General features: G+C 26.7%; 12 protein-coding genes, 1 tRNA gene and 1 rRNA gene. 7 read left to right on the top strand and 7 right to left on the bottom strand.

Translation table 11 applies throughout. The features are described 5' to 3' along the window. Positions 1–87 precede the first annotated feature (87 nt). From BQ2505_RS01085 to fusA, 5 genes are all read right to left on the bottom strand, one after another. Complete coding sequence (locus BQ2505_RS01085; protein WP_074015973.1) at positions 88–450, bottom strand: hypothetical protein; 363 nt, start codon at positions 448–450, stop codon at positions 88–90. Next, positions 450–8,237, bottom strand: a complete 7,788-nt coding sequence (locus tag BQ2505_RS01090) for a hemagglutinin repeat-containing protein (RefSeq protein ID WP_083232301.1) — start codon at positions 8,235–8,237, stop codon at positions 450–452. Before BQ2505_RS01090 ends, BQ2505_RS01085 begins: the two co-directional genes overlap by 1 nt. An 8-nt stretch (positions 8,238–8,245) precedes the next feature. Next, positions 8,246–9,850 (bottom strand): ShlB/FhaC/HecB family hemolysin secretion/activation protein, encoded by a 1,605-nt coding sequence (locus BQ2505_RS01095; RefSeq protein WP_074015974.1) that lies wholly within the window; start codon positions 9,848–9,850, stop codon positions 8,246–8,248. Positions 9,851–9,959: 109 nt separating this feature from the next. Then, complete coding sequence (locus BQ2505_RS01100) at positions 9,960–10,382, bottom strand: pyridoxamine 5'-phosphate oxidase family protein (protein WP_074015975.1); 423 nt, start codon at positions 10,380–10,382, stop codon at positions 9,960–9,962. Between the two features lie 231 nt (positions 10,383–10,613). After that, entirely contained in the window at positions 10,614–12,674 is a 2,061-nt protein-coding gene (gene fusA / locus BQ2505_RS01105) for an elongation factor G (RefSeq protein ID WP_074015976.1), read from the bottom strand. 363 nt (positions 12,675–13,037) lie between these two features. Here fusA and BQ2505_RS01110 point away from each other — a divergent pair, with 363 nt between their 5' ends. The 7 genes from BQ2505_RS01110 to der all read left to right on the top strand — a co-directional run bounded on the left by BQ2505_RS01110 (position 13,038) and on the right by der (position 21,104). Continuing rightward, the gene (locus BQ2505_RS01110) at positions 13,038–13,886 is read left to right on the top strand and encodes a mechanosensitive ion channel family protein (RefSeq protein WP_074015977.1); all 849 of its coding nucleotides are present in this window, start codon (positions 13,038–13,040) and stop codon (positions 13,884–13,886) included. 181 nt (positions 13,887–14,067) lie between these two features. Continuing rightward, on the top strand, positions 14,068–15,096 hold the full coding sequence (locus tag BQ2505_RS01115) for an extracellular solute-binding protein (protein WP_074015978.1): 1,029 nt from the start codon (positions 14,068–14,070) through the stop codon (positions 15,094–15,096). Between the two features lie 156 nt (positions 15,097–15,252). Further along, on the top strand, positions 15,253–16,347 hold the full coding sequence (dnaN, locus tag BQ2505_RS01120; RefSeq protein WP_074015979.1) for a DNA polymerase III subunit beta: 1,095 nt from the start codon (positions 15,253–15,255) through the stop codon (positions 16,345–16,347). Positions 16,348–16,399: 52 nt separating this feature from the next. Then, positions 16,400–17,860 carry an aminoacyl-histidine dipeptidase gene (locus BQ2505_RS01125; RefSeq protein WP_074015980.1) on the top strand — a complete coding sequence of 487 codons (1,461 nt, stop codon included), beginning with the start codon at positions 16,400–16,402 and terminating at the stop codon, positions 17,858–17,860. Between the two features lie 65 nt (positions 17,861–17,925). Further along, complete coding sequence (locus BQ2505_RS01130; protein WP_074015981.1) at positions 17,926–18,798, top strand: N-acetylmuramoyl-L-alanine amidase; 873 nt, start codon at positions 17,926–17,928, stop codon at positions 18,796–18,798. A 484-nt stretch (positions 18,799–19,282) separates the two neighbouring features. Then, positions 19,283–19,567 (top strand): hypothetical protein, encoded by a 285-nt coding sequence (locus tag BQ2505_RS01135; RefSeq protein ID WP_074015982.1) that lies wholly within the window; start codon positions 19,283–19,285, stop codon positions 19,565–19,567. Positions 19,568–19,778: 211 nt separating this feature from the next. Continuing rightward, positions 19,779–21,104, top strand: coding sequence for a ribosome biogenesis GTPase Der (der, locus tag BQ2505_RS01140; RefSeq protein WP_074015983.1), 1,326 nt, complete (start codon positions 19,779–19,781; stop codon positions 21,102–21,104). Positions 21,105–21,548: 444 nt separating this feature from the next. On the opposite strand, the gene BQ2505_RS01145 is transcribed toward der, so the two are convergent. After that, a tRNA-Asn gene (locus tag BQ2505_RS01145) sits at positions 21,549–21,624 on the bottom strand. A gap of 5 nt (positions 21,625–21,629) precedes the next feature. Next, positions 21,630–21,746: ribosomal RNA gene (rrf, locus tag BQ2505_RS01150) — 5S ribosomal RNA — on the bottom strand. Positions 21,747–21,756 lie beyond the last annotated feature (10 nt).

Genomic DNA, 21,756 nt, shown 5'->3' on the forward strand with positions numbered 1-21,756 from the left:
TTTCTGCTACATACATATCCTTACTAATACTTGTTCTACTTGAATTTAATTGTCTACTTTATTGTATTTTTCCTAAGATATATATTTTCATTCATAAATAAAATTCAATAGTATTAAATATGATATTCCAAAAGCAATTATTAAAGGAACTGCAGAAAAAATAATTGTTCCCAATATTATTTCTTTTATATCCATCTTTTTTTGCCTTATTTCTAATAAAATATTTAATATCATTCCAATAATAAATAATACTAAATACATATAAAAAATTTCATATTTAAAAAAAATAAACTCTAATATTTTTATAAATAAAAATATATAATATTTCTTCTTAAGTAATTTCACTTTAATTAAAGCATATATTTGAATTAAAATAACAGTAATTATAGTTAATTGCATTACAAATAATGCTAAGAAATCATTAGTATAGAGTAATAAATTTTTTAGCATTATAAATCACCTTTTATCATTTGCATGTAATCTTCATATATTCTATAGTTTAATTTTCCTCTGGTATTAACATAATCTCGGAAAATTAGATCTAAATAGTATCTGCTTCCAATTTCATTTAACTGTCTTCTTTGTATTTCAGTCAATTTACTATTTTGTTCAACATCATATTTTATCCATAGATTTACATCTGACTCATCAGCAAACAAATGATAAATTAGATTATCATAAGCAAATCCTTTTATTGTTCCATCTAGTCCAGCAATATTGTATGTCGCATTATTTATTCCGTCATTCACCCATTTTCCTGATTTCTTATTAAATACAGCTTCTTGTCCTATATTATTAACATGTTTTTCATTTGGAAATTTTAGATTAATAGACACTTCTCCATTTTCATCTATTTCTATATTATGATATTGGGCAGTTATATCAGAAACATTCCTATAGACTTGTTTTTCTAGTTCTTCCCTTTTTTTAGGATCTTTTTCATTCTTAATTTTTTCTTTTAATTCTTTTTGAAATTTTTCAAATTCTTTTTTATCTTTGAAAACTCTATTATTTTTATCTAAAAAATCGTAGTATACATATTGTGTCTGATTTTTTTCAATTTTCTTTTTAGAAACATTAAATTTTTTAGACAATTCTTCTATTTCTTTAGCATTTAAATTTGGATTTACATATTTATCATAAACCTCTTCATTAAAGAAATGTTCCTTATCTTTTTCAGGTACAAGTTTAGCTTCTGCAAATTGTTGCTCTATACTCTTTTGATCCTTATACTTATTTCTCAAGTTATTTAGATAGTCTGCTTTTTCTTCTTCTGTAAATACCTTATTTTTGTTTTCACTTCCTATCTTTTTAGTTGTATGGATTGATGTATCTTCTCCATATTTTCCTTCATCATAAGTATTCATATGTGCTTTTTCATGTCCAAATAATCTTGAGAAAGCTAAGTTTGGATCTGCTATATCATTTTTTGAGAAATATATCTTTTCTCTTCTTTTTGCTCCTGTTTCTTTATCTTTTGAATCCACTGAAAATGAGTGAGCTTCATTTGTTAATAAGACCTCTGGAATCTCTCCTTCGTATCCATTTTCTCTTAGATATCTTTCTATTAAATTTTGTGCCAGCTTTTGTTTGTCTTCTAAACTTAAGCTTTCTTCTTTTATCAAATTAAATTCTTTTTGATGTTCATCCTTAAATTTATCTAGTAAGACTCCTTCTATTGATTCTTTAAATTTCTTTTGATCTAAGATTTCATGTAAACTTCCTAATTTCTTAAAAGCATACTTTATTTCATTTCTCTTATCTTCTCCAATTAAATCAGTATGAAGCTCTGCATCTAAATGTTTTTCTTCATCTTTTGTTTTTTCTTGTGCCTTATCAATATCTGTATTAAATCCTAAGTCTTCTGCGCTTGTTTTCTTTCCAGATATTTCAAAGTCTGTATTTATTGCACTAGCCTTATTTATTTGTTCTTTATCTATCTTATCATGCTTTACTGATATATTTGGTACATCTGTTCCAAAACTTATTCCCCCACCAATATTTTCATATTTGTTCTTATCTTCCAGGTCTTTTACTACTACTTTATTGGCAGATATTTTTAATTTTTCTTTTTCATTTTCAGAGCCTATTACTGCACCAATATTTGTTAAGTCCTCAGTATCTATTTTTCCACCATTTTTAGCTATTAATGAACTTTGCTTATTTACCCATTCTTTTTCTCCACTTCCTTTACTTCCATTAACACTTACACTAAAATTAGATGGATTCACTATGTCTATACTAAAACTTCCTCCATATGAGCTATCTTTTCTTTCTGATTTATCTTGTTTACTTTCTATTACTACATTCTTAGCTTTAATATCTAATTTATCTGCTTCAACATTTGCACCAGATAAAGTTAAGTTTTCAGAATTTGCTTTTAATTTTCCTCCTACATTAACTGTTGAGTTTATATAGTTTGTTCCATTTCCTCTAGCTCTTGTTCCTGCTTGTGATATTGATAAATCTGCTATTCTTCCTTCTTCAAGATTTGCTGATAAACTTATTCCAGTTTGCGAAGATGAACTAGATGATGTATAGTTTTCTTCACTTGCTTTTATTGTAATATCTTTTTTAGCACTTAAATCTAAATCATTTCCTACTTTTACATCTGTACCTGAAATAGTAATACTTCCATTTTTAGATTTAATATTCATATTATTTCCAGATACTAATAAACTTTTTTCTACACTTTCATTATGCATTGATGATTTTGATTCACTTTTATTATATGAAATAGAAGCACTAAATATACGAGGCTTATACTTTAAAGTTTCTGCCCCTGTTGTATCATCAACAGAATATTCAAAATTTATTAAATCATTTGTTGCTTTTGCTCCATCTTTAATAGCTCCTACTACTTTTGAAGCATTGTTTAATATATCATAGCTATTTCCTGAAAAATCTGTAAGATTCTTTATATCTTTTATATTTTCAACAGTATTCACTATTGCAGGATTTATTCCTACATTTGCTCCTATTCTTGATGAACTTTGTTTTGTAGTATTATCATAGCTATTATTTGCTGTAGATATCTCTACTCCTTTATCTCCAGAAATATTTATGTCATTTTTTGCATAGATATCTACTGATTTAGCTTTCACTTTATTTGTTGCTTCTATATTGATATCCTTATTTGATACTATTTGAGAAGCAGTTTGATTTACTATATCTGTATCTGATGAAAGTTTATCTTTTCCATATGATAAGGAAACTCCTTTTGCACTTAAAGAGCCTGAGAATCCTTTCTTTTCTTCTTTATGTTTACTATATGCTTTTGTTTCTAATGGATTTATCTCTACATTTTTTCCTTTTAAATTAATATTTCCACTAGAAACTACTTTTACTCCTTCAAGTAAAAGGTTGTTTTTGCTATCATATGTTAAACCTTTATCTCCAGCTAGAGTAGCTGATAATATTGCTTTTTCAGCATAATTTTCATCTGTTACTGATTTAGAAGTAAGACCCATAAATCCTGTTTTAGTTTTCTTATAGTAAGAATAATTAATATCTTTTACTCCTGCTTGAGTAATATTTCCATCAGCTTTTATTTGTCCTTCTGTGTTCGCTTGAACATTGCTTCCTAAAAGACTCACATCTTTTTCACTTGTAATATTTACCTTATCTCCTATTATATTAGAAGCTACATTACGAGTTGCATAGGCTACACTTTCTTCTGAGCTAGAACGACCAAAACCTTTACTCTTACTATGGCTTTCTTTATGTAAAATAGAATCTTTTCCAGCTACTATTGAGATATCTCCCTTAGCTTGTATACTTGCCTCATTAGTTGCAACTATATTTGAACCATTTATCCCTATATCGCCTAATGATGTCAAACTTATATCCTTAGCTTTTAAATTACTTCCTACATTAGTTTTCTTCTCATCTAATACATAATCTTTTCCACCATCTCTTACCTTTTTATCAATAGCTTCAAGATTTCCTATAACTAGATTTTTTCTTGCACCTATTTCTATTTTATCCTGAGCTTTTACATCTGCTCCTGTATTCTCTACATTATTAGCAATAATAGAAATATTATTTCCTACAATATTTCCACTACCTCTAACATCAGTGTAAACATCATGATAATCGTTATCGTGAATTGATAATTTCTTACTATTCTTTATATCTCCATTTTCGCTAAAAATATTAATATCATTTTCTGCTAAAATATTTCCACCAATGTTTTCTATATTTTCCTTTGCTATTAAAGCTACATTATTTCCATAAATTCCTGTATCTGAATATGCTGCATTTTGATAAATATTTTTAGATTTTATTAATACATTATTTTTAGCTATTATTTTTCCACTATTATCTACAATAGAGGCATTATTTACAACAAAATTTCCACCAGCTTTAATAATATTACCTTGTTCTTCAACAATGGATTTTAGAGTATTTTCACTTAAATATAGCTTAGGTATTAAGACTTTTTCTCCATTGACTACTTCTTCCACATACCATAATATATCTGATTTTAAATTATTTATTTGTTCTTTAGATAGCGCTATTCCTAAAGATAAATTCAAATCTTTTTGAGCTGCTATTGCATTATCAAATAGTTTTTTTCTTTCTTCATTGACATCATTTGAATACAAATATCTTTTTCCAGTACCTTCTAATACTGCTCTAGTTATTAATCTATTTTCATAAAAAGAATCTCCTAAAAGCCTTATATCTCTATCAGGATTAAATTTTATTCTTGAGAAAAAATACTCCGAACTTAAATAGAATCCCTTATCTATCATTTTAGGATTTGTTTCTATTAAATATGAAAATTTTGGATTATCTACTTTTTTATTTACTATGAACATTCCATTGTCATTTTTTGGAATTTCTATATAGTCTTCTACACCAACAGCTGAATCTTTTTTAATTTTTTCTACTACTGAATTATTAGTTATTTTAAATGTGTCATCTATATTGGTATTTTTAATATTGCTATCTTTTTCTACTTTCTTTACATCATTAATATATCCAGATTTATGATCTTGATACTCTCCATTACCAACTTCTTTTGCATTAACAGTGAGATCTCCACCTGCAATTATCTGTGTTGGCTTATCTGAATATAGAGTTTGTTTATATGCAATTCCTGTAGAAAAGTTAGCATTCTTTCTACTATGTCTTCTACGAACTCTTTTCTTATAGCTATAGTTTCTTTTAAAATATAGTTCAATATCAACTTCTTTACCTTCTCTTGTATTATTAAGTTCTCCAGCATTGATAATAATATTTTTTCCAGCTAAAATATCTGCCTCTTGATTTAGAAGTTTATTTGTTATATTAAAAGTTAAATTCCCTTCTGTCTTTAAATATGCTTTATTAGATTTATAATTACTTACTCCTACTTTAGCACCATCTAAATACGATTCACCTTCCCATCTTTTATGATGTCTACTACTTTTGTTCCATTCTTCTTGTAATTGTTCTTCTATCCTTTGCTTTATTTCAGAAGGCAATTTACTTACATCGACATTACTTTGAGCTCCATTAACTTTTTTATAGCTATGACTACCTGTTAAATAGCCTTTGTTTGTAAAATTATTGGCTGTTATTTCTCCATCACCAGCAGCTTCTATAGTATTTAAATTTGTAATATCGCTAGTAAAATTCATATTTAAATTACCAAACGAAGATACTTCACCTTTATTTGAAAAGTCTTTTCCTTCTAATTTTAATAATTCTCTTGCATACAATAGTGAATTTTCATTGTTTTTAAAGCTATTATTTCCTTTTATTTCAGTGTTTCCACTACTTGCCATTATTGAATTATTTTCTAAATTATTGGCTTCTAACTTTAAATTTTTTCCAATTAGTTCATATTCATTTTTATAGTTTCCATTTACTTTTATATCTAAATCACTATTAGTTATATATGAGTTATCTCTTTCTAATTCATTTGTTTGTATTTTTAATAATTTTCCTGCACCTATATTTGTTGTTAAATTAACTTTACTTGAGCTTATATCTAATTCATCTTTTGAAAAAATGACTCCCTTAGTTTTATCATTTTCTAAAATGTCACTATTTATTATAGCTTTTCCATTAGTTACAATCTCATTTTTATTACTTAAGTTTTTACTTTCTATATTTAATTTATTTTTAGAAAAGACGATACCATTATTTTTAATATCTTTAATATTTATTTTTAAAGTATTGTTTGATTGAATTCTTTTATTATTTATTAAACTTCCATCATTTTTTAAATTTTTATTCTTAATTGTTACATCATTAACAGCTAATATATCTCCATTATTCGTTATTGCATCTCCTTCTAAAATCATTTTCGATGCTTGGATAAGTGAATTATTATTTAATACTCCACTATTTACAATCATATTATTTGTTGCTATTAATTTATCTGTACTTTCTAGTTTATCTGTCTCTATATTTACATTTTTTCCAATAAGCTCTTTATTATTTTTAATATCTTTTGAATTTATTACTATATCCTCATTAGATTGAATTTTTCCATCATTTATTATTTTTTTATTTTGACTAATACTCATATTACCAATAGAAAGGATATTACCATTATTCAATAAATCTACTGCTTTCAAATCAATTTCTTCTGATGAATGTATCATTCCTTTATTCACTAAAGTTTTTGTCATAATATTTTGCTTATCTGTTGTTAATATTTTTGTATTATTATCTAATTTATCAGCTACAATTTCTAATCTTTTTGCAGTAAGCTCATTATTTTCTATATTATTAGCTATTAATTTAATATCTTTATCTGAATAAATTTTTCCTTTTGATTTTAACTCTTTTGTATTAATAGAAATATCGCCATTCGCAAGTATATTATTACTTTCTATGTCTGTACTATTTATATCGATTTTACCAGAACTTACTACATCTCCTGTATTATCTATTTTTTGATTTACTATTTTTGTTTCTTTTTCCGAATATATTTTCCCACTATTTATTAATATTTTATTATTAATATTCAATAATTCTTTTGTTGCTATTTTATTGCTATTATTTATATTATTAGACTTTATACTTATTTCTTTCTCTGCAACAATTATTCCTTTATTATCAATACTTTTAGAATTTATGTCTATATTATTTTTAGCTTGAATATTAGCAGTATTTGTCAAATCTCCTTTTATATTTAGATCTTTATTTGCAAGAATGATTTTAGTATTTTCTACATTTCCTTTTACATTGACATCTTTATTGGCTTCTATTTTCCCTGAATTTTTTAAATCTCCAGAAATAGATATATCTTTATTTGTAGAAATCAAATTAGAACTATCTACATCTCCATTTATTGTAATATCCTTATTAGCTTGTATTTGTCCAGAGTTTTTTGTTTTTTTACTTTCTATATTAATTGTATTTTCAGCGACTAGTTTATCCCTTATTTCTGTTTCTGTTGAAGATATTTTAATATCTCCTTTTGCTTGAGTATCCTTTAAATATACCTTTCCCTTAGAAGATATTACAACATCTCCTTTTTCAGCATACATTGGAGCTTCTGTTTTTACTCCCACTCCATCTTCATTTACTACTATATTTATTCTTCCAGCATAAATTGAACCTAGTTCTCTTGCATCCAGTGCGTATTCTGGTTTATTTGGTTGTCCTTGACTTCCAAGTTTTAGATTTACTTCTTCTCCACCATAGATAGGTGCTGAAAGTTCTGCTACCCTTGCAATAAGTTCAGCTTTATTTATATTTCTTAAATCAAGACCTTTTCCAGCTACCTCTATTGTTCCTTTTTCTGGACTTTGTAAATTATTCTCACTTCCTGTTGTTAAAGTTACATTTCCAGTATTGATAAATCCTGCACTATTAACAAATATTCCATTAGGATTCGCTAAGATGTAGTTAGCTTTTTTACCTACTATTTCTTGATAGCCTTCTATTCTACTTCTATTTACTCCACTTACTTCATTTAAAATTGTATTTGCTTCTCTTCTCTCATTTTGAAAATTAGGATTACCATAAATCAATCCTCCAAGTTGCGAGTTTACAATATCAACTGAATTATTTAAAATAGCTCCTCTCCCGTCAACATTATATTCTTTATATACATTGTGAGAAATTCCATTGTTATTAGGAGCTTCTATATTTACAAGAGGTACACCATTTATGGCTTTATCAACATTCAAATTTTTACTTCTATCTGTGTCGGGAATTATTCCATCAGCTAAACTAACTATATGTAAAAGTAACATAAATGTTGCTATTAATCTTTTTAAACTTCCTTTCATTTTTCCCCCTAGAATCTATATGTTAAACTAGTATAAACTACAGCTTTATTATTTCTAAAATATCTTGGTTTATCTATTGGTTTTGCTATACTGAAACTTCCTTCAAAACCTTTAAAATATCCCCTTATTCCTATTGCAACTCCTTGAAGAGTTTCTACTTTGTAATCATTTACTTTATTATTAAAAACTCTACCATAGTCATAGGCTATATATGGTTCTAGAAATTCATTTCCTTTATATCCTATTTCATTTCTAATATAGAAACCTTTATCTCCTTGTGTAGATTCATCTTTAAATCCTCTTACACTTGTGTCGTCGCCTATTCCTATTTTTTCTTGTGAATACAATATATCTTTTGAATACTGTCCTACAATATTTGTTTTATAGTAAAAATTATTCATTGGTTTATACCAAGATATATTCATATTGTATTTTCTAAATTGTGCTTTTGGTGTATATTCTTCTCTATACCATTCTTCACTATCATTGTTAGCTGCAAATCTTTTTAACCCAAAGCTTACTCCTAAATTTGTATTCAATAGTCCTGAAAATATTCTTCCTGTATATGTTGTATCCACTGTTAAGACAGATAGTTTTCTTGAACTCAAAACCAATCGCACATCATCAATATAGTTTTTAGAATCTTTTAAGATTATTTTTGCTCCTATGTCTATTTTATGATTTTCATTTCTGTGTAACATTTTTCTTATTCCAAATGTCTGATTTTCTGTATTTCCTGTTGCTTTGTATGTTCTTCCTAATGCTGGGATACTTCTAAGATATTGAGAACTGTCATAGTTATAACTAAAAGTCCAATATTTAAAAGGAACAGATACTCCAAAACTGAAATTTTTAGTATCTCTTTCTTTGTATTGTCTTTGTAGTTTATTTTGATAAGAAAAAGCTAAACTTTCATTCAATCCAAATATATTATGAGTATTTAAGAAATATCTAAGTCTATGTCTTGAAGTCTCAAACTGTCCTAAATCATTATAGTTTACTCCAAAACTTATGGGCTTATTATCTCTTTTAATATATATGTCGCTATATCCATTTTTATAACTAGCTTTAATATCCAGCTTTGAATTATTCCCTAAATTATCAATTCCTTGATCTAAATCTTTAACATTTAAAATATCATTTTCTCTTTTGGGAAAAGTTATGAAAGTCTTAAACTTATTTTCTTTTTCATTATATATAACTTTAGCTATTTTTCCTTCTAAAACAAAAATGGATATCTTACCAATTTCAAAATCAGACTTGCTTATATCAAGTCCAACTTTTGTAGTAATATATCCATTTTCAATATATTTATTTTCTATTTCATTTATCAATGTATAAACATTTTTATTTTTACCTATATATTTTCTTAAAATAGCATTTATTTGAAAAGATTCAAGTATAGTATTTCCATCTAAATCAATAGAATTTATATTTAGAATTAAATTATTTTCTTCTTTATCTTTGTTATTTTCAGGCATATTAAAATTTTGAGTTTTTATTAAGTTATCAAAATTTTGTTGATCTTCTCTTCTTTTTTCTATATCTATTTCATCTACTGCATAAGTAAATGAAAACACAGATAAAAATATGAAAATAAATTTCCTATACATAAGCTTCCCCTCTCATATATTTATTAAATACTATTTTCGTTCATTATATATTATTTTTCTTTAAAAATCAAATGTTGAATTAGATATTTAAAAAATAATTGATGCAGTATTAGAAACTTATTTTCTCATAGTGTATGCTATCTAAAGTTAATTTTACTTCATTAAATTTTATTTCATACACTTTTAATTTTTCTCTACATTTTTCAATAACTTCTTTAAACCCTCTCATTTTTGTTGTAAAAATTTCTTCTAAATCAGCTATTGTTTTTTCACTTTCTCTAACATTTCCTTTAGCTTTTATATGTTCTCTTTCACCATGTCTAACTGGTATAGTTGTAAATGCTACATTATTATTTTTCCAAAATTCACTTATTTTTTCTCTTCCTACGAAAGTTGCAAAATATATCGTATTGTTTTCTTCGTTATAATAAAAATTAACTATTCTTACATTAGGAAAATCATGAACACTTGTTGCTAAAGCAATCAATTCAGATTCATTCATTATTCTTACAAACTCTTTTTTTGCTTCCATATTTTCAACTCCTATATTAAAATAAATTTTTCTGTATCTTATTTTAACATATTTTTTATAAACGTAAAACTTTTTTAATAAAATTTTATTTTAAATAAGCTTATGGATTATACAGGAAAGTATAAAATAAACATAAAAAATTAGTCTCTGACGTCCGTATTAGTTCGAAGAGCCTGTGTTTTCATTGAACTCGTAGAACTCATACGGCTGTCAAGAGACTTTATTTATTTCTTATTTATTTCTAGATTCTATAATTTTTTTAGAAATATTTTCTGGAACTTCTTCATATCTTACAAATTCATATTCAAATTGACCCCTACCCTGAGTTAAAGCTCTAAGATCTATTGAATATTTTAATATTTCAGCTTCAGGAACTTCAACATATAGCATTTGTTCCCCACTTTCTAAGTGGTCCATTCCTAAAACTCTTCCTCTTCTCTTATTTAAATCTCCCATTACATCTCCCATATATTCTTCTGGAATTGTAATTTCCATTTTTACAACCGGTTCTAATAAAACTGGTTTTGCTTTTTCTATTCCAGATTTAAAAGCCAATATTGCTGCCAATTTAAATGACAAATCATTTGAGTCAACTGGATGATAACTTCCATCATATAAAGTGGCTTTAAGGTTAATCACAGGATAGCCAGCTAAAACTCCCTTTTCTTTAGCTTCTATAAGTCCTTTTTCCACTGCTGGAATATAATTTTTAGGAACTACTCCTCCCTTTATCTCATCTACAAATTCAAAATCTTTATCAGAATGTTCAAACCTTATAAAAACATCTCCAAATTGACCAGCTCCTCCAGATTGTTTTTTATGTCTTCCTTCTACTTCAGCTTTTCCTAAAATAGTTTCTCTGTAAGACACTATAACATCTTCAAGTTCAGCATGAACTCCAAATTTATTTTTTATTTTACATAAAATTATATATAAGTGTTTTTCTCCTTGTCCTCCTATCAACAATTGTTTAGTTTCATAATTTCTTTTAACTATAAAAGTAGGGTCTTCTTCCATAACTTTTTGTAGTGCTGTACTTAGTTTTTCATCATCATTTTTATCAGCAGGCAAAACTCCCGAAAAAATATTTGGTTTAGGAAATTTTATTTGATTAAAAACTACTGAAAAATTCTTGTCACAAATAGTATCTCCAGTTTGAGTATACTGTAATTTTGTTGTAGCTCCAATATCACCAGCATGCAATTCTTCAACTTCTATTTGTTTATTTCCTTGCATAGTCATAACTTGAGCTATTCTTTCTTTTTTATTTTTAATTGGATTAAAAACCTCTGCTTCTTTTTTTATAATTCCAGAATTTACTTTAAAGAAACTAATTTTCCCTATAAATGGATCGACCAAAGTTTTAAATACTATAGCTGAAAACGGAGTTTCATCTGCTATTTTTACTCTTTTATCTTTATTAGTTTCAGGATCTTTTCCTATTCTTTCTCCACTAAATAATTCAGTAGGACAAGGCATATATCTTTTTAAAAATTCTAAAAGAGTATGTATTCCTATATTTTGTTGAGCTGAACCGACAATAACCGGTACTATATCCCCATTTACAACTCCTTTATGAAGACCTGTTGTTATTTCTTCAGCACTAAATTCTTCACCAGCAAAATATTTATCCATTAACACTTCATCGGTTTCAGCTATCGCCTCAAACAACAAATTTCTAATTTCACTCACATCTATATCTTTAGGTAATGGAGTATCGACACATTCTTTTCCATTAAAAATTCTACCTTTCATGTCAACTACATTTACAAAACCTTTAAATTCTTCTTTTTCACCTAATGGCAAACAAAAAGGAGCTATTTTTTTGCCGAATTTTTCTTTCAATTCAGCAAGTAATTTAGGATAGTTTACATATCCTTTGTCCATTTTATTAATAAAAATAATTCTAGGAAGTTTTCTTTCTTCTAATAGTTTCCATGCTTTTTCTGTCCCAACCTCAACACCAGCAGTTGCATCCATTACTATAACTGCTGAAGCAGAAACTCTTAAAGATGAAACAACTTCACCTACAAAATCAAAATATCCAGGAGTATCCAAAAAATTAAGTTTCACTTCATCATATTCTATAGGAATTAAAGATGTATTTATTGAAAAAATTCTTTTTACTTCCTCTTTATCAAAATCAGAGATTGTTGTACCGTCTTCCACATTTCCTTTTCTCTTTATGTAATCTTTAACAAAAAGTAAAGATTCCACAAGACTTGTCTTTCCAGACCCTCTATGTCCTAGTAGAGAAATATTTCTAATATTTTCTGTCGTAAAAACTTTCATATATGTTGCCTCCTTTATAATAATTTTCTATATTTTATAACTTTATATATATATTAGTCAATAAAAATTTATAAAATTTGTACTTTTATATTTTTTTTAGTACATTATGTATAAATAATCTGTTTTAAATATATAATTTTATAATCTTTTATAAAATAAATAAAGTTTCTTGACAGCCGTATGAGTTCTACGAACTCAATGAACATAGGATCTTCGAACTAATGCGGACATCAGAGACTAACTTTTATTATTTATTTTTATATTTTCCTATAAAAAAAACTACTAAGCATTTTTATTTTCCTTGCTTAATTTTCAAAAAAATAATATACTTTATAAGATATATAAATAATTTTAGGAGGAAAAATGAACCATAGTTTTTTTGAAAAAATATTACTAAATTTAGTGGAAGATTTAGTAGATTTTTTACCAATACTTGCCGGAAAACTTTTAGCTTTTTTATTTTTAATTTTTATTTGGCCAAAACTTACAAGACTTATTTTAAGAAGTATAGATAGGGCAACAAGTTTAAAAAATAGTGACCCTTTATTAATTTCATTTTTAAAATCACTTATAAAGACATTTATGTATATTGCTTTAGCTTTCTTACTCATAGGTGTTGTCGGAATAAAAGCTACTTCACTTGTAACTATTTTAGGAACTGCCGGAGTTGCTGTTGGTTTAGCATTACAAGGAAGTTTATCTAATCTTGCAAGTGGAATTTTAATCTTATTTTTTAAACAAGTATCAAAAGGAGATGTAGTTTCTAGTTTGGATAAAAATATTGAAGGTATTGTAGAAAGTATTCATATTCTATATACAACTATAAAGCAACACAACGGGCCAATAATAATAGTTCCAAATAGTCAAATTGCTAACGCTTCTATAATAAACTATTCAAGAAATCCATATAGAAGACTTGATTTAGTCTACTCTGCCTCATATGATGTCCCTATAGATAAAGTTATATCAGTTTTACAACAGGTTGCAGAGAATGAAGAAAAAATCATAAAAAATAATTCAGATATGCCAATTACTATTAGTCTTACAAAACAAAATGCTAGTTCTCTTGACTATATGTTTAGAGCGTGGGTAAAAAAAGAAGATTTTCTTCAAGCAACTTTAGATTGTAATGTTAGTGTAAAAAAACTATTTGATGCAAATAATATTGAAATTCCATACAACAAAATGGATCTTTATATAAAATCAAATTAATTTTGAATAAAGTTTCTTAACAGCCGTATGAGTTCTACGAGTTCAATAAACACAAGTTCTTAAAACTAATACGGATATTAAAGTCTAATTTTTAATCTTTATAAAATAAAAAAATTATGTATTTTTCATTTAATATACTATAATATAGTGTAGCAATAACAACAAGGGGGTTTTTAATTTTATGAAAAAATTTTTTCTGATGATTTTATCTACATTTTTACTAATTTCTTGTGGAGATAGTAGAGATGAAAATACACTTTATGTTTATAGTTGGGCTGATTATATTCCACAATTTGTTTATTCAGATTTTGAAAAAGAAACTGGTATTAAAGTTGTTGAAGATATCTATTCTTCTAACGAAGAAATGTATACAAAAATAAAAGCTGGTGGAGAAGGTTATGATATAGTAATGCCTTCTAGTGATTATTACGAAATCATGATGAAAGAAGATATGCTTGTAAAGTTAGATAAATCAAAACTTGAAAATACAAACTTTATAGATTCTGTTTATATGGATAAATTAAAAGAATTTGATCCTAATAATGATTATGGTATTCCTTATATGAGAGGAATTACTTGTATAGCTGTAAATAAAAAATTTGTTAAGGATTACCCAAAAGATTACACTATCTATGATAGAGAAGATCTTGCCGGTAGAATGACTTTACTTGATGATATGAGAGAGGTTTTTGTCCCTGCACTAGCTTTAAATGGATATAAACAAGATGCAGACTCTACTGAAGCGATGGAAAAAGCTAAAGCTACTATTTTAAATTGGAAAAAAAATATAGCTAAATTTGACTCTGAATCTTATGGTAAAGGTTTTGCAAATGGAGATTTTTGGGTTGTTCAAGGATACCCTGATAATATTTATAGAGAATTATCTGAAGCTGATAGAGAAAATGTAGATTTTATAGTCCCTCCTGGTGATCAAGGATACTCATCAATAGATTCTTTTGTCATATTAAAAGATTCAAAAAATATTGAAAATGCTTTAAAATTTATAAATTATATTCATAGACCTGATGTCTATGCTAAAATTTCACAAGCTATTGAAATTCCTAGTATCAATTTAGAAGCTGATAAAACAATTACTAAAAAACCTTTGTATGATGTTTCTAAAACTAAAGATGCTCAACTTTTAATGAATATTGGAGATAAGTTAAATATTCAAAACAAATATTGGCAAGAAATTTTAATAGCAAATTAGTAGTTTTTTATAAATGAAGTCCCTTGACAGCCATATGAGTTTTACGAGCTCAATAAACACATGTTCTTCGAACTAATACGGACGTCAGAGACTTTTCGCTATTTAAATTTATACTTTCCTATAGAGTAAAATAATAGAAAATAACGGGGGGATAAAATGAAATTTTCTATAAACAAAGAAATCTTAATAGAGATTATGGGAGATTATATAAATATATTAAAAGAAAATCCCATTAAACCTATTTTGGCTGGGCTTTTTATACAAGCTAAAGATGAAAAAATTATCTTTAAAGGAACGAATTTAGAGATAGATTTAATAAGATATACAGATGGAAAAATAGAAACTGAAGGGCAAGTTTTAATAAAACCAGCCTTACTTTTAGAATATATAAAATTAGTCGAAGAAACTGATATAAATTTTCAAAAAGAAGAAGGTTCTTTAATAGTTAATCACGCTGAATTTTCAATTCTTGATGATAGTTCTTATCCTGAATTAACAGAAACTACTCCAGCTACTATTTTAACAACTAATACAAATAAATTTGCTAATCTATTAGATAAAGTAAAATTTATTACTAGCATTTCTGGTACTAACGATTTACTTTTTAGTTCTATCAAAATGATTTTTAAAGACAATTTTATAGAACTTGCTTCTACAGATTCATATAGATTGATCTATTTGAAAGATCAAATTCCTAATAATGAGTATAAAGAAGTTTTAGTACCCGCTGAAAGTGTAAGCATTATACATAAGATTTTTAAAGATTTAGATGAAGATTTCTCTCTTTCAGCAACTGATGAAAAATTAATTCTAACTTGGAAAAATTCTTATTTTAGTTGCAAACTATTATCATTGAGTTTTCCGAATTTTAAAGCACTTATAGAAAGTAATAATAATGATAAAAAGTTTGAATTTAATAGAGAAGAATTAGTTTCTTCATTGAAAAAAGTTATCTCTGTTACTAAAAATAGTAATGATTCAAAAAATGTTGCAACTTTTAATTTCAGAGGAAATGAATTATTAATTAGTGGTTTCTCTACTAGTGCTAAAATCAATCAAAAAGTCTCTATGATAAAAAACGGAGATGATTTAAAACTTGGAATGAATTGTAAATATATAAAAGATTTCATTGATAATATTAATAATAATATAATTATAGAAGCTAAAAATGCTAATTCAATGTTAAGAATTACAGAAGAAAGTAATCCAGACTATATTTACCTTGTTATGCCTGTAAATATAAGAGTGTAATACATTTTCTCCTATAATATTGAAAATAGAGTAAAAGAAGGAGGTAATAGATATGAAAAATGAAATATTAAATTTAAAACCTGAAAGGGTTTTTCATTATTTTTTAGAATTATCTAAAATTCCTAGAGAATCTGGGAATGAAAGAGCAGTGAGTGATTTTTTAATTAATACTGCAAAAGAATTAAATTTAGAAGTTTATCAAGATAAGACTATGAATGTTGTTATTAGAAAAAAAGCAAGTGCAGGATATGAAAATTCTCCTGGAATAATAATTCAAGGACATATGGATATGGTTTGTGAAAAAGAACCAACATCTGCTCATGACTTTAAAAATGATTCTCTTGATTTATATATTGAAGATGGATTTTTAAAAGCAAAAGATACTACTTTAGGTGCCGACAATGGAATTGCTATTGCTATGGGACTTGCTATTTTAGAAGACAATAGTCTTCAACACCCAAATCTTGAATTATTAGCAACAGTTGAAGAAGAAACAACAATGAAAGGTGCTATGGAATTAGAAGAAAATATTTTAAAAGGTAATCTTCTTATAAATATAGACTCCGAAGAAGAAGCATGGGTTACAGCTGGTTCTGCTGGTGGAAAGGCTATTACTCTTTCTTTCGACTCAAATAAAGATAAAATTAACAAAAATGACTATGATTTTTTTGATATATCTTTAAAAAATCTATTTGGTGGACATTCAGGGGTTGAAATTGATAAAAATAGATTAAATGCTATAAAAGTTTTAACTGAAGTTTTAATCAATTTAAAAAAATCTTCTGATTTTTCTCTTTGTTTTGTAAATGGTGGTTCTAAAGACAATGCCATCCCAAGGGAATGTTTCTATACTTTAGCTGTAAGTAAAAATAATACATCTGCTTTTCTTGATGAGTTTAATAAAAAAGTTACTGAACTAACTAAAAAATACATTGTTCAAGAACCTAAAATTCTATTTGAAATAAAAAAATCTGAAGTTGAATACAATGAAATTTTTGAAAATAATATTTTAGATAGACTACTTGCAACTTTATCTGAATTACCAACTGGTGTAAACACTTGGTTAAAAGAATATCCTACTATTGTTGAAAGTTCTGATAATCTTGCCATAATAAAAATAATTAACGATAAAATAAACATAATAATTTCTTTAAGAAGTTCTAATCCAGAAATTCTTAATTCTTTGGAAGATAAAATAAAAAATATAGCTAAAAAATATGCTCTTAATTCAAAATCTAGTAGTGGATATCCTGAATGGAGATTTAGACCAGACTCTCACTTAAGAGATACAGCTATAAAAACTTATGAAACTCTTTTTAATGAAAAAATGCAAGTAAGTGTTATTCATGCCGGACTTGAGTGTGGAGCTATTGCAAAACACTATCCAAATTTAGATATGATATCTATTGGACCTAATATATATGATGTGCATACTCCAAAAGAAAAAATGGATATTTCTTCTGTTGAAAAATATTATAAATACATTATTGAGCTTTTAAAAAATTTAAAATAAATCTTAAGTTTTATAGTAAATTTAGTTAAATTTTAGTTTTAATTTTATGAATTCGAGGTAAAAAAATGAAAAAAATATTAACAAGTATTGGACTTGCACTAACATTAGTGGCTTGTTCATCATCAAATCCAAATATTATTAGCCATACAACAAAAACATACACAGGTAGAAATTTTGGAAAATATAATGTTGATTCTGAAACTTATGTTTCTAAAGCTCAAAATGAAAGAATACAATTTATAATTTTACATTATACTGCTGGAAATAATGAGGCATCTATAAAAGAGCTTACTTCTGGTAGAGTTAGTTCTCATTTTTTAGTTTTAGATAACGATGACAACACAGTATATAACTTAGTTCCAGTTGATAAGAGAGCCTGGCATGCTGGAAGTAGTTCTTTTGGTGGAAGAACAAATATCAATGACACCTCTGTAGGAATAGAAATTGTTAATGATGGAATTGATAAAAAATATAGAAGTTATCCTACATATCATCCTTATGACCATTATGTTGAATTTAATGAAAAACAAATTGAAAAGGTTGCTGAAATAATAAAAAATACTGCTCGTGAATATAATATTCCAGCAAAAAATATTTTAGCTCATTCTGATATTGCTCCAGGAAGAAAACAAGATCCAGGTGCTAAGTTCCCTTGGAAATTATTATATGATAAATATCAAATTGGAGCTTGGTATGATGAAACTGACAAAGCTCAATTTATGGATGAAAAAGTATTTAATTCACTTTCTATAAAGGATATAAAAAATGAGTTAAAAAAATATGGTTACTCTATCAATAGCAATGATGAGTGGGACAAAGAAGGAAAAGATGTAGTCTATGCCTTTCAATTACATTTCAACCCTAAAAATGCTAGTGGAGTAATGGATTTAGAAACTTATGCTATTTTAAAAGCTCTAAATAAAAAATATTCTAATTAGGTGAAAGTGATGACGGAAAAAGAAATTGAAATTTCTATGAATAAAGCTCTTAAAAAATTGCCTTTTGAATTAAAAAAAATAAAATTTTTTCTTGCTATTATCAAATTTTTTAAGAGAAAATAAAATTTTATAAAAAATAAAGTATCTTGACAGCCGTATGAGTTCTACAAGTTCAATGAACATAGGCTCTTCGAACTAATATGAGACGTCAAAGACTAATTTTAACTATTTAATTTTATACTTTTCTATAGAAAAAAGGGCTATTGCATCTTATGAGAAATATATAATTTGCAATAACCCTTTTATTATCCGATCAGATATTGAAAAAGTCTCTTGACAGTCGTATGAGTTTACGAGCTCAATAAACACAAGCTCTTCAAACTAATACGGACATCAGAGACTAATAAGCATTTAAATTTATACTTTCCTATAGAATAAAAAATTTATTTTTTTAGTATAATATAATAAAAAGATTGGAGGCTTTATGTTAGAAGAAAAACTATTAAAAAAAATAAAAACAATCAATGAAAATTTTATAAATCTAGGCTTCGATTTAGAAGAAGATATTATTGAACTTCTCAATCAAAGAGAAGATATCAAAAATAGAATAGAAAATACTAAATATAAAAAAATGACTTTTTCAAAAGATGAAGAGACAAATTCCTATATTTTAAATTTAGAAGATTGTCAAATAAGTTTCGATATTATAGAAGGGGAAGATGAAGAAGGACCTTGGTTTGAAGTAGAATGTAATATTATTTTCTTTTAAAATTTTTAATTTTACTTTTAGCCATTAAAGGACTTTTTTTAGTATTTTCCAATGTCTTATGATATAATATAGAGTAAAAAAGTATCTTGACAGCCGTATGAGTTCTATCAGCTCAATAAACACAGGCTCTTCGAACCAATACGGACATCAGAGACTAATAAGCATTTAAATTTATACTTTCCTTATAAATAAAAAATAAAGAGGTGATTTAATGAAACCAATAGTTGCAATAGTTGGGAGACCAAATGTTGGAAAATCGACATTGTTTAATAATTTAATTGGAGATAAAATAGCAATAGTCGATGACTTACCAGGTGTTACAAGAGATAGATTATATAGAGATACAGAATGGAGCGGTTCTGAGTTTGTTATTGTTGATACTGGAGGACTTGAACCTAGAAATAATGATTTTATGATGACTAAAATAAAAGAGCAAGCTGAAGTTGCTATGAATGAAGCAGATGTTATTCTGTTTGTTGTTGATGGTAAAGCTGGTCTTAATCCACTTGATGACGAAATTGCTTATATTTTAAGAAAGAAAAATAAGCCTGTTATTCTTTGTGTAAATAAAATAGATAATTATTTTGAACAACAAGATGACATCTATGATTTTTATGGGCTTGGTTTTGAATATCTTGTTCCTATCTCTGGGGGACATAAAGTTAATTTGGGAGATATGCTTGATATAGTTGTTGAAATTATAGGAAAAATAGAATTTCCAGAAGAAGAGGAAGATGTTCTAAAACTTGCTGTAATAGGTAAACCTAATGCTGGAAAATCTTCTTTGGTTAATAGACTTTCAGGGGAAGAAAGAACAATAGTTAGTGATATTGCTGGGACAACTAGAGATGCTATCGATACTTTAATTGAATATAAAGATAATAGATATATGATTATAGATACTGCTGGGATAAGAAGAAAGTCTAAAGTTGAAGAAAGTCTAGAATATTATTCTGTATTAAGAGCTTTAAAAACTATAAAAAGAGCTGATGTGTGTATTTTGATGCTTGACGCTAAAGAAGGACTTACAGAACAAGATAAAAGAATAGCAGGTATTGCTGCTGAAGAATTAAAACCTATTATTGTTGTTATGAATAAATGGGATTTAGTAGAAAATAAAAATAATAATACTATGAAAAAATTAAAAGAAGAATTGTATAATGAATTACCTTTCTTGTCTTATGCACCAATAGAATTTGTTTCTGCTCTAACAGGACAAAGGACAACAAATCTTCTTGAAATTTCAGATAGAATTTATGAAGAATACACAAAAAGAATTTCCACTGGTCTTTTAAATACTGTTTTAAAAGATGCTATTCTTATGAATAATCCTCCTACGAGAAAAGGAAGACTGATTAAAATTAACTATGCAACACAAGTATCTGTTGCACCTCCTAAATTTGTTTTATTCTGTAACTATCCAGAATTAATTCATTTTTCATATGCTAGATATATTGAAAATAAATTTAGAGAAGCTTTTGGTTTTGATGGTTCTCCAATTATGATTAGTTTTGAAAGTAAAAGTTCAGATGAATAAAAAATTTTTTTATAAAAATATTTTTTTAAACTTTTTTTACATTACTTTAGTCTAAAAGATATAAATAATAAAAATAAAATTTTTTTCTCTCCCCCCAGATAGAAAAAATTCCGACTCTCTCTTGAGAGTCGGACATTCCCAGTAAAATAATAAAATTATAGATAGATACCCTAATATCAATGCTAATTCCCATTTAAAAGTCCAAGTTCCTTAGGACTTTTTTTTTGTAAATTTATTTTAAAATTATATACAAAATTTGAACTTGTATTTTTTAAATAATATTTTCATCAACACTATTTGACAAATAGCCATTAGTTCAAAGAGCCTATGTTCATTAAGCTCGTAGAACTCATACGGCTGTCAAGAGACTAATTTTTCTATTTAATTTTATACTTTCCTTATAAACAAAAAAACACATCTAAAAGATGTGTTAAAATTCATAAATGGCGCTTCTTGATGGACTCGAACCAACGACACTGCGGTTAACAGCCGCATGCTCTACCGACTGAGCTAAAGAAGCATAATGCTTGGCAAATCCATACTCTCCCAGGCCGCTTCCAGCCAAGTACCATCAGCGTATATGGGCTTAACTTCTAGGTTCGGAATGTTACTAGGTGTACCCCCATAGCTATTCTCACCAAGCAATTTAATT

The sequence above is a fragment of the Fusobacterium massiliense genome, assembly GCF_900095705.1.
Taxonomy (GTDB): Bacteria; Fusobacteriota; Fusobacteriia; order Fusobacteriales; family Fusobacteriaceae; genus Fusobacterium; species Fusobacterium massiliense.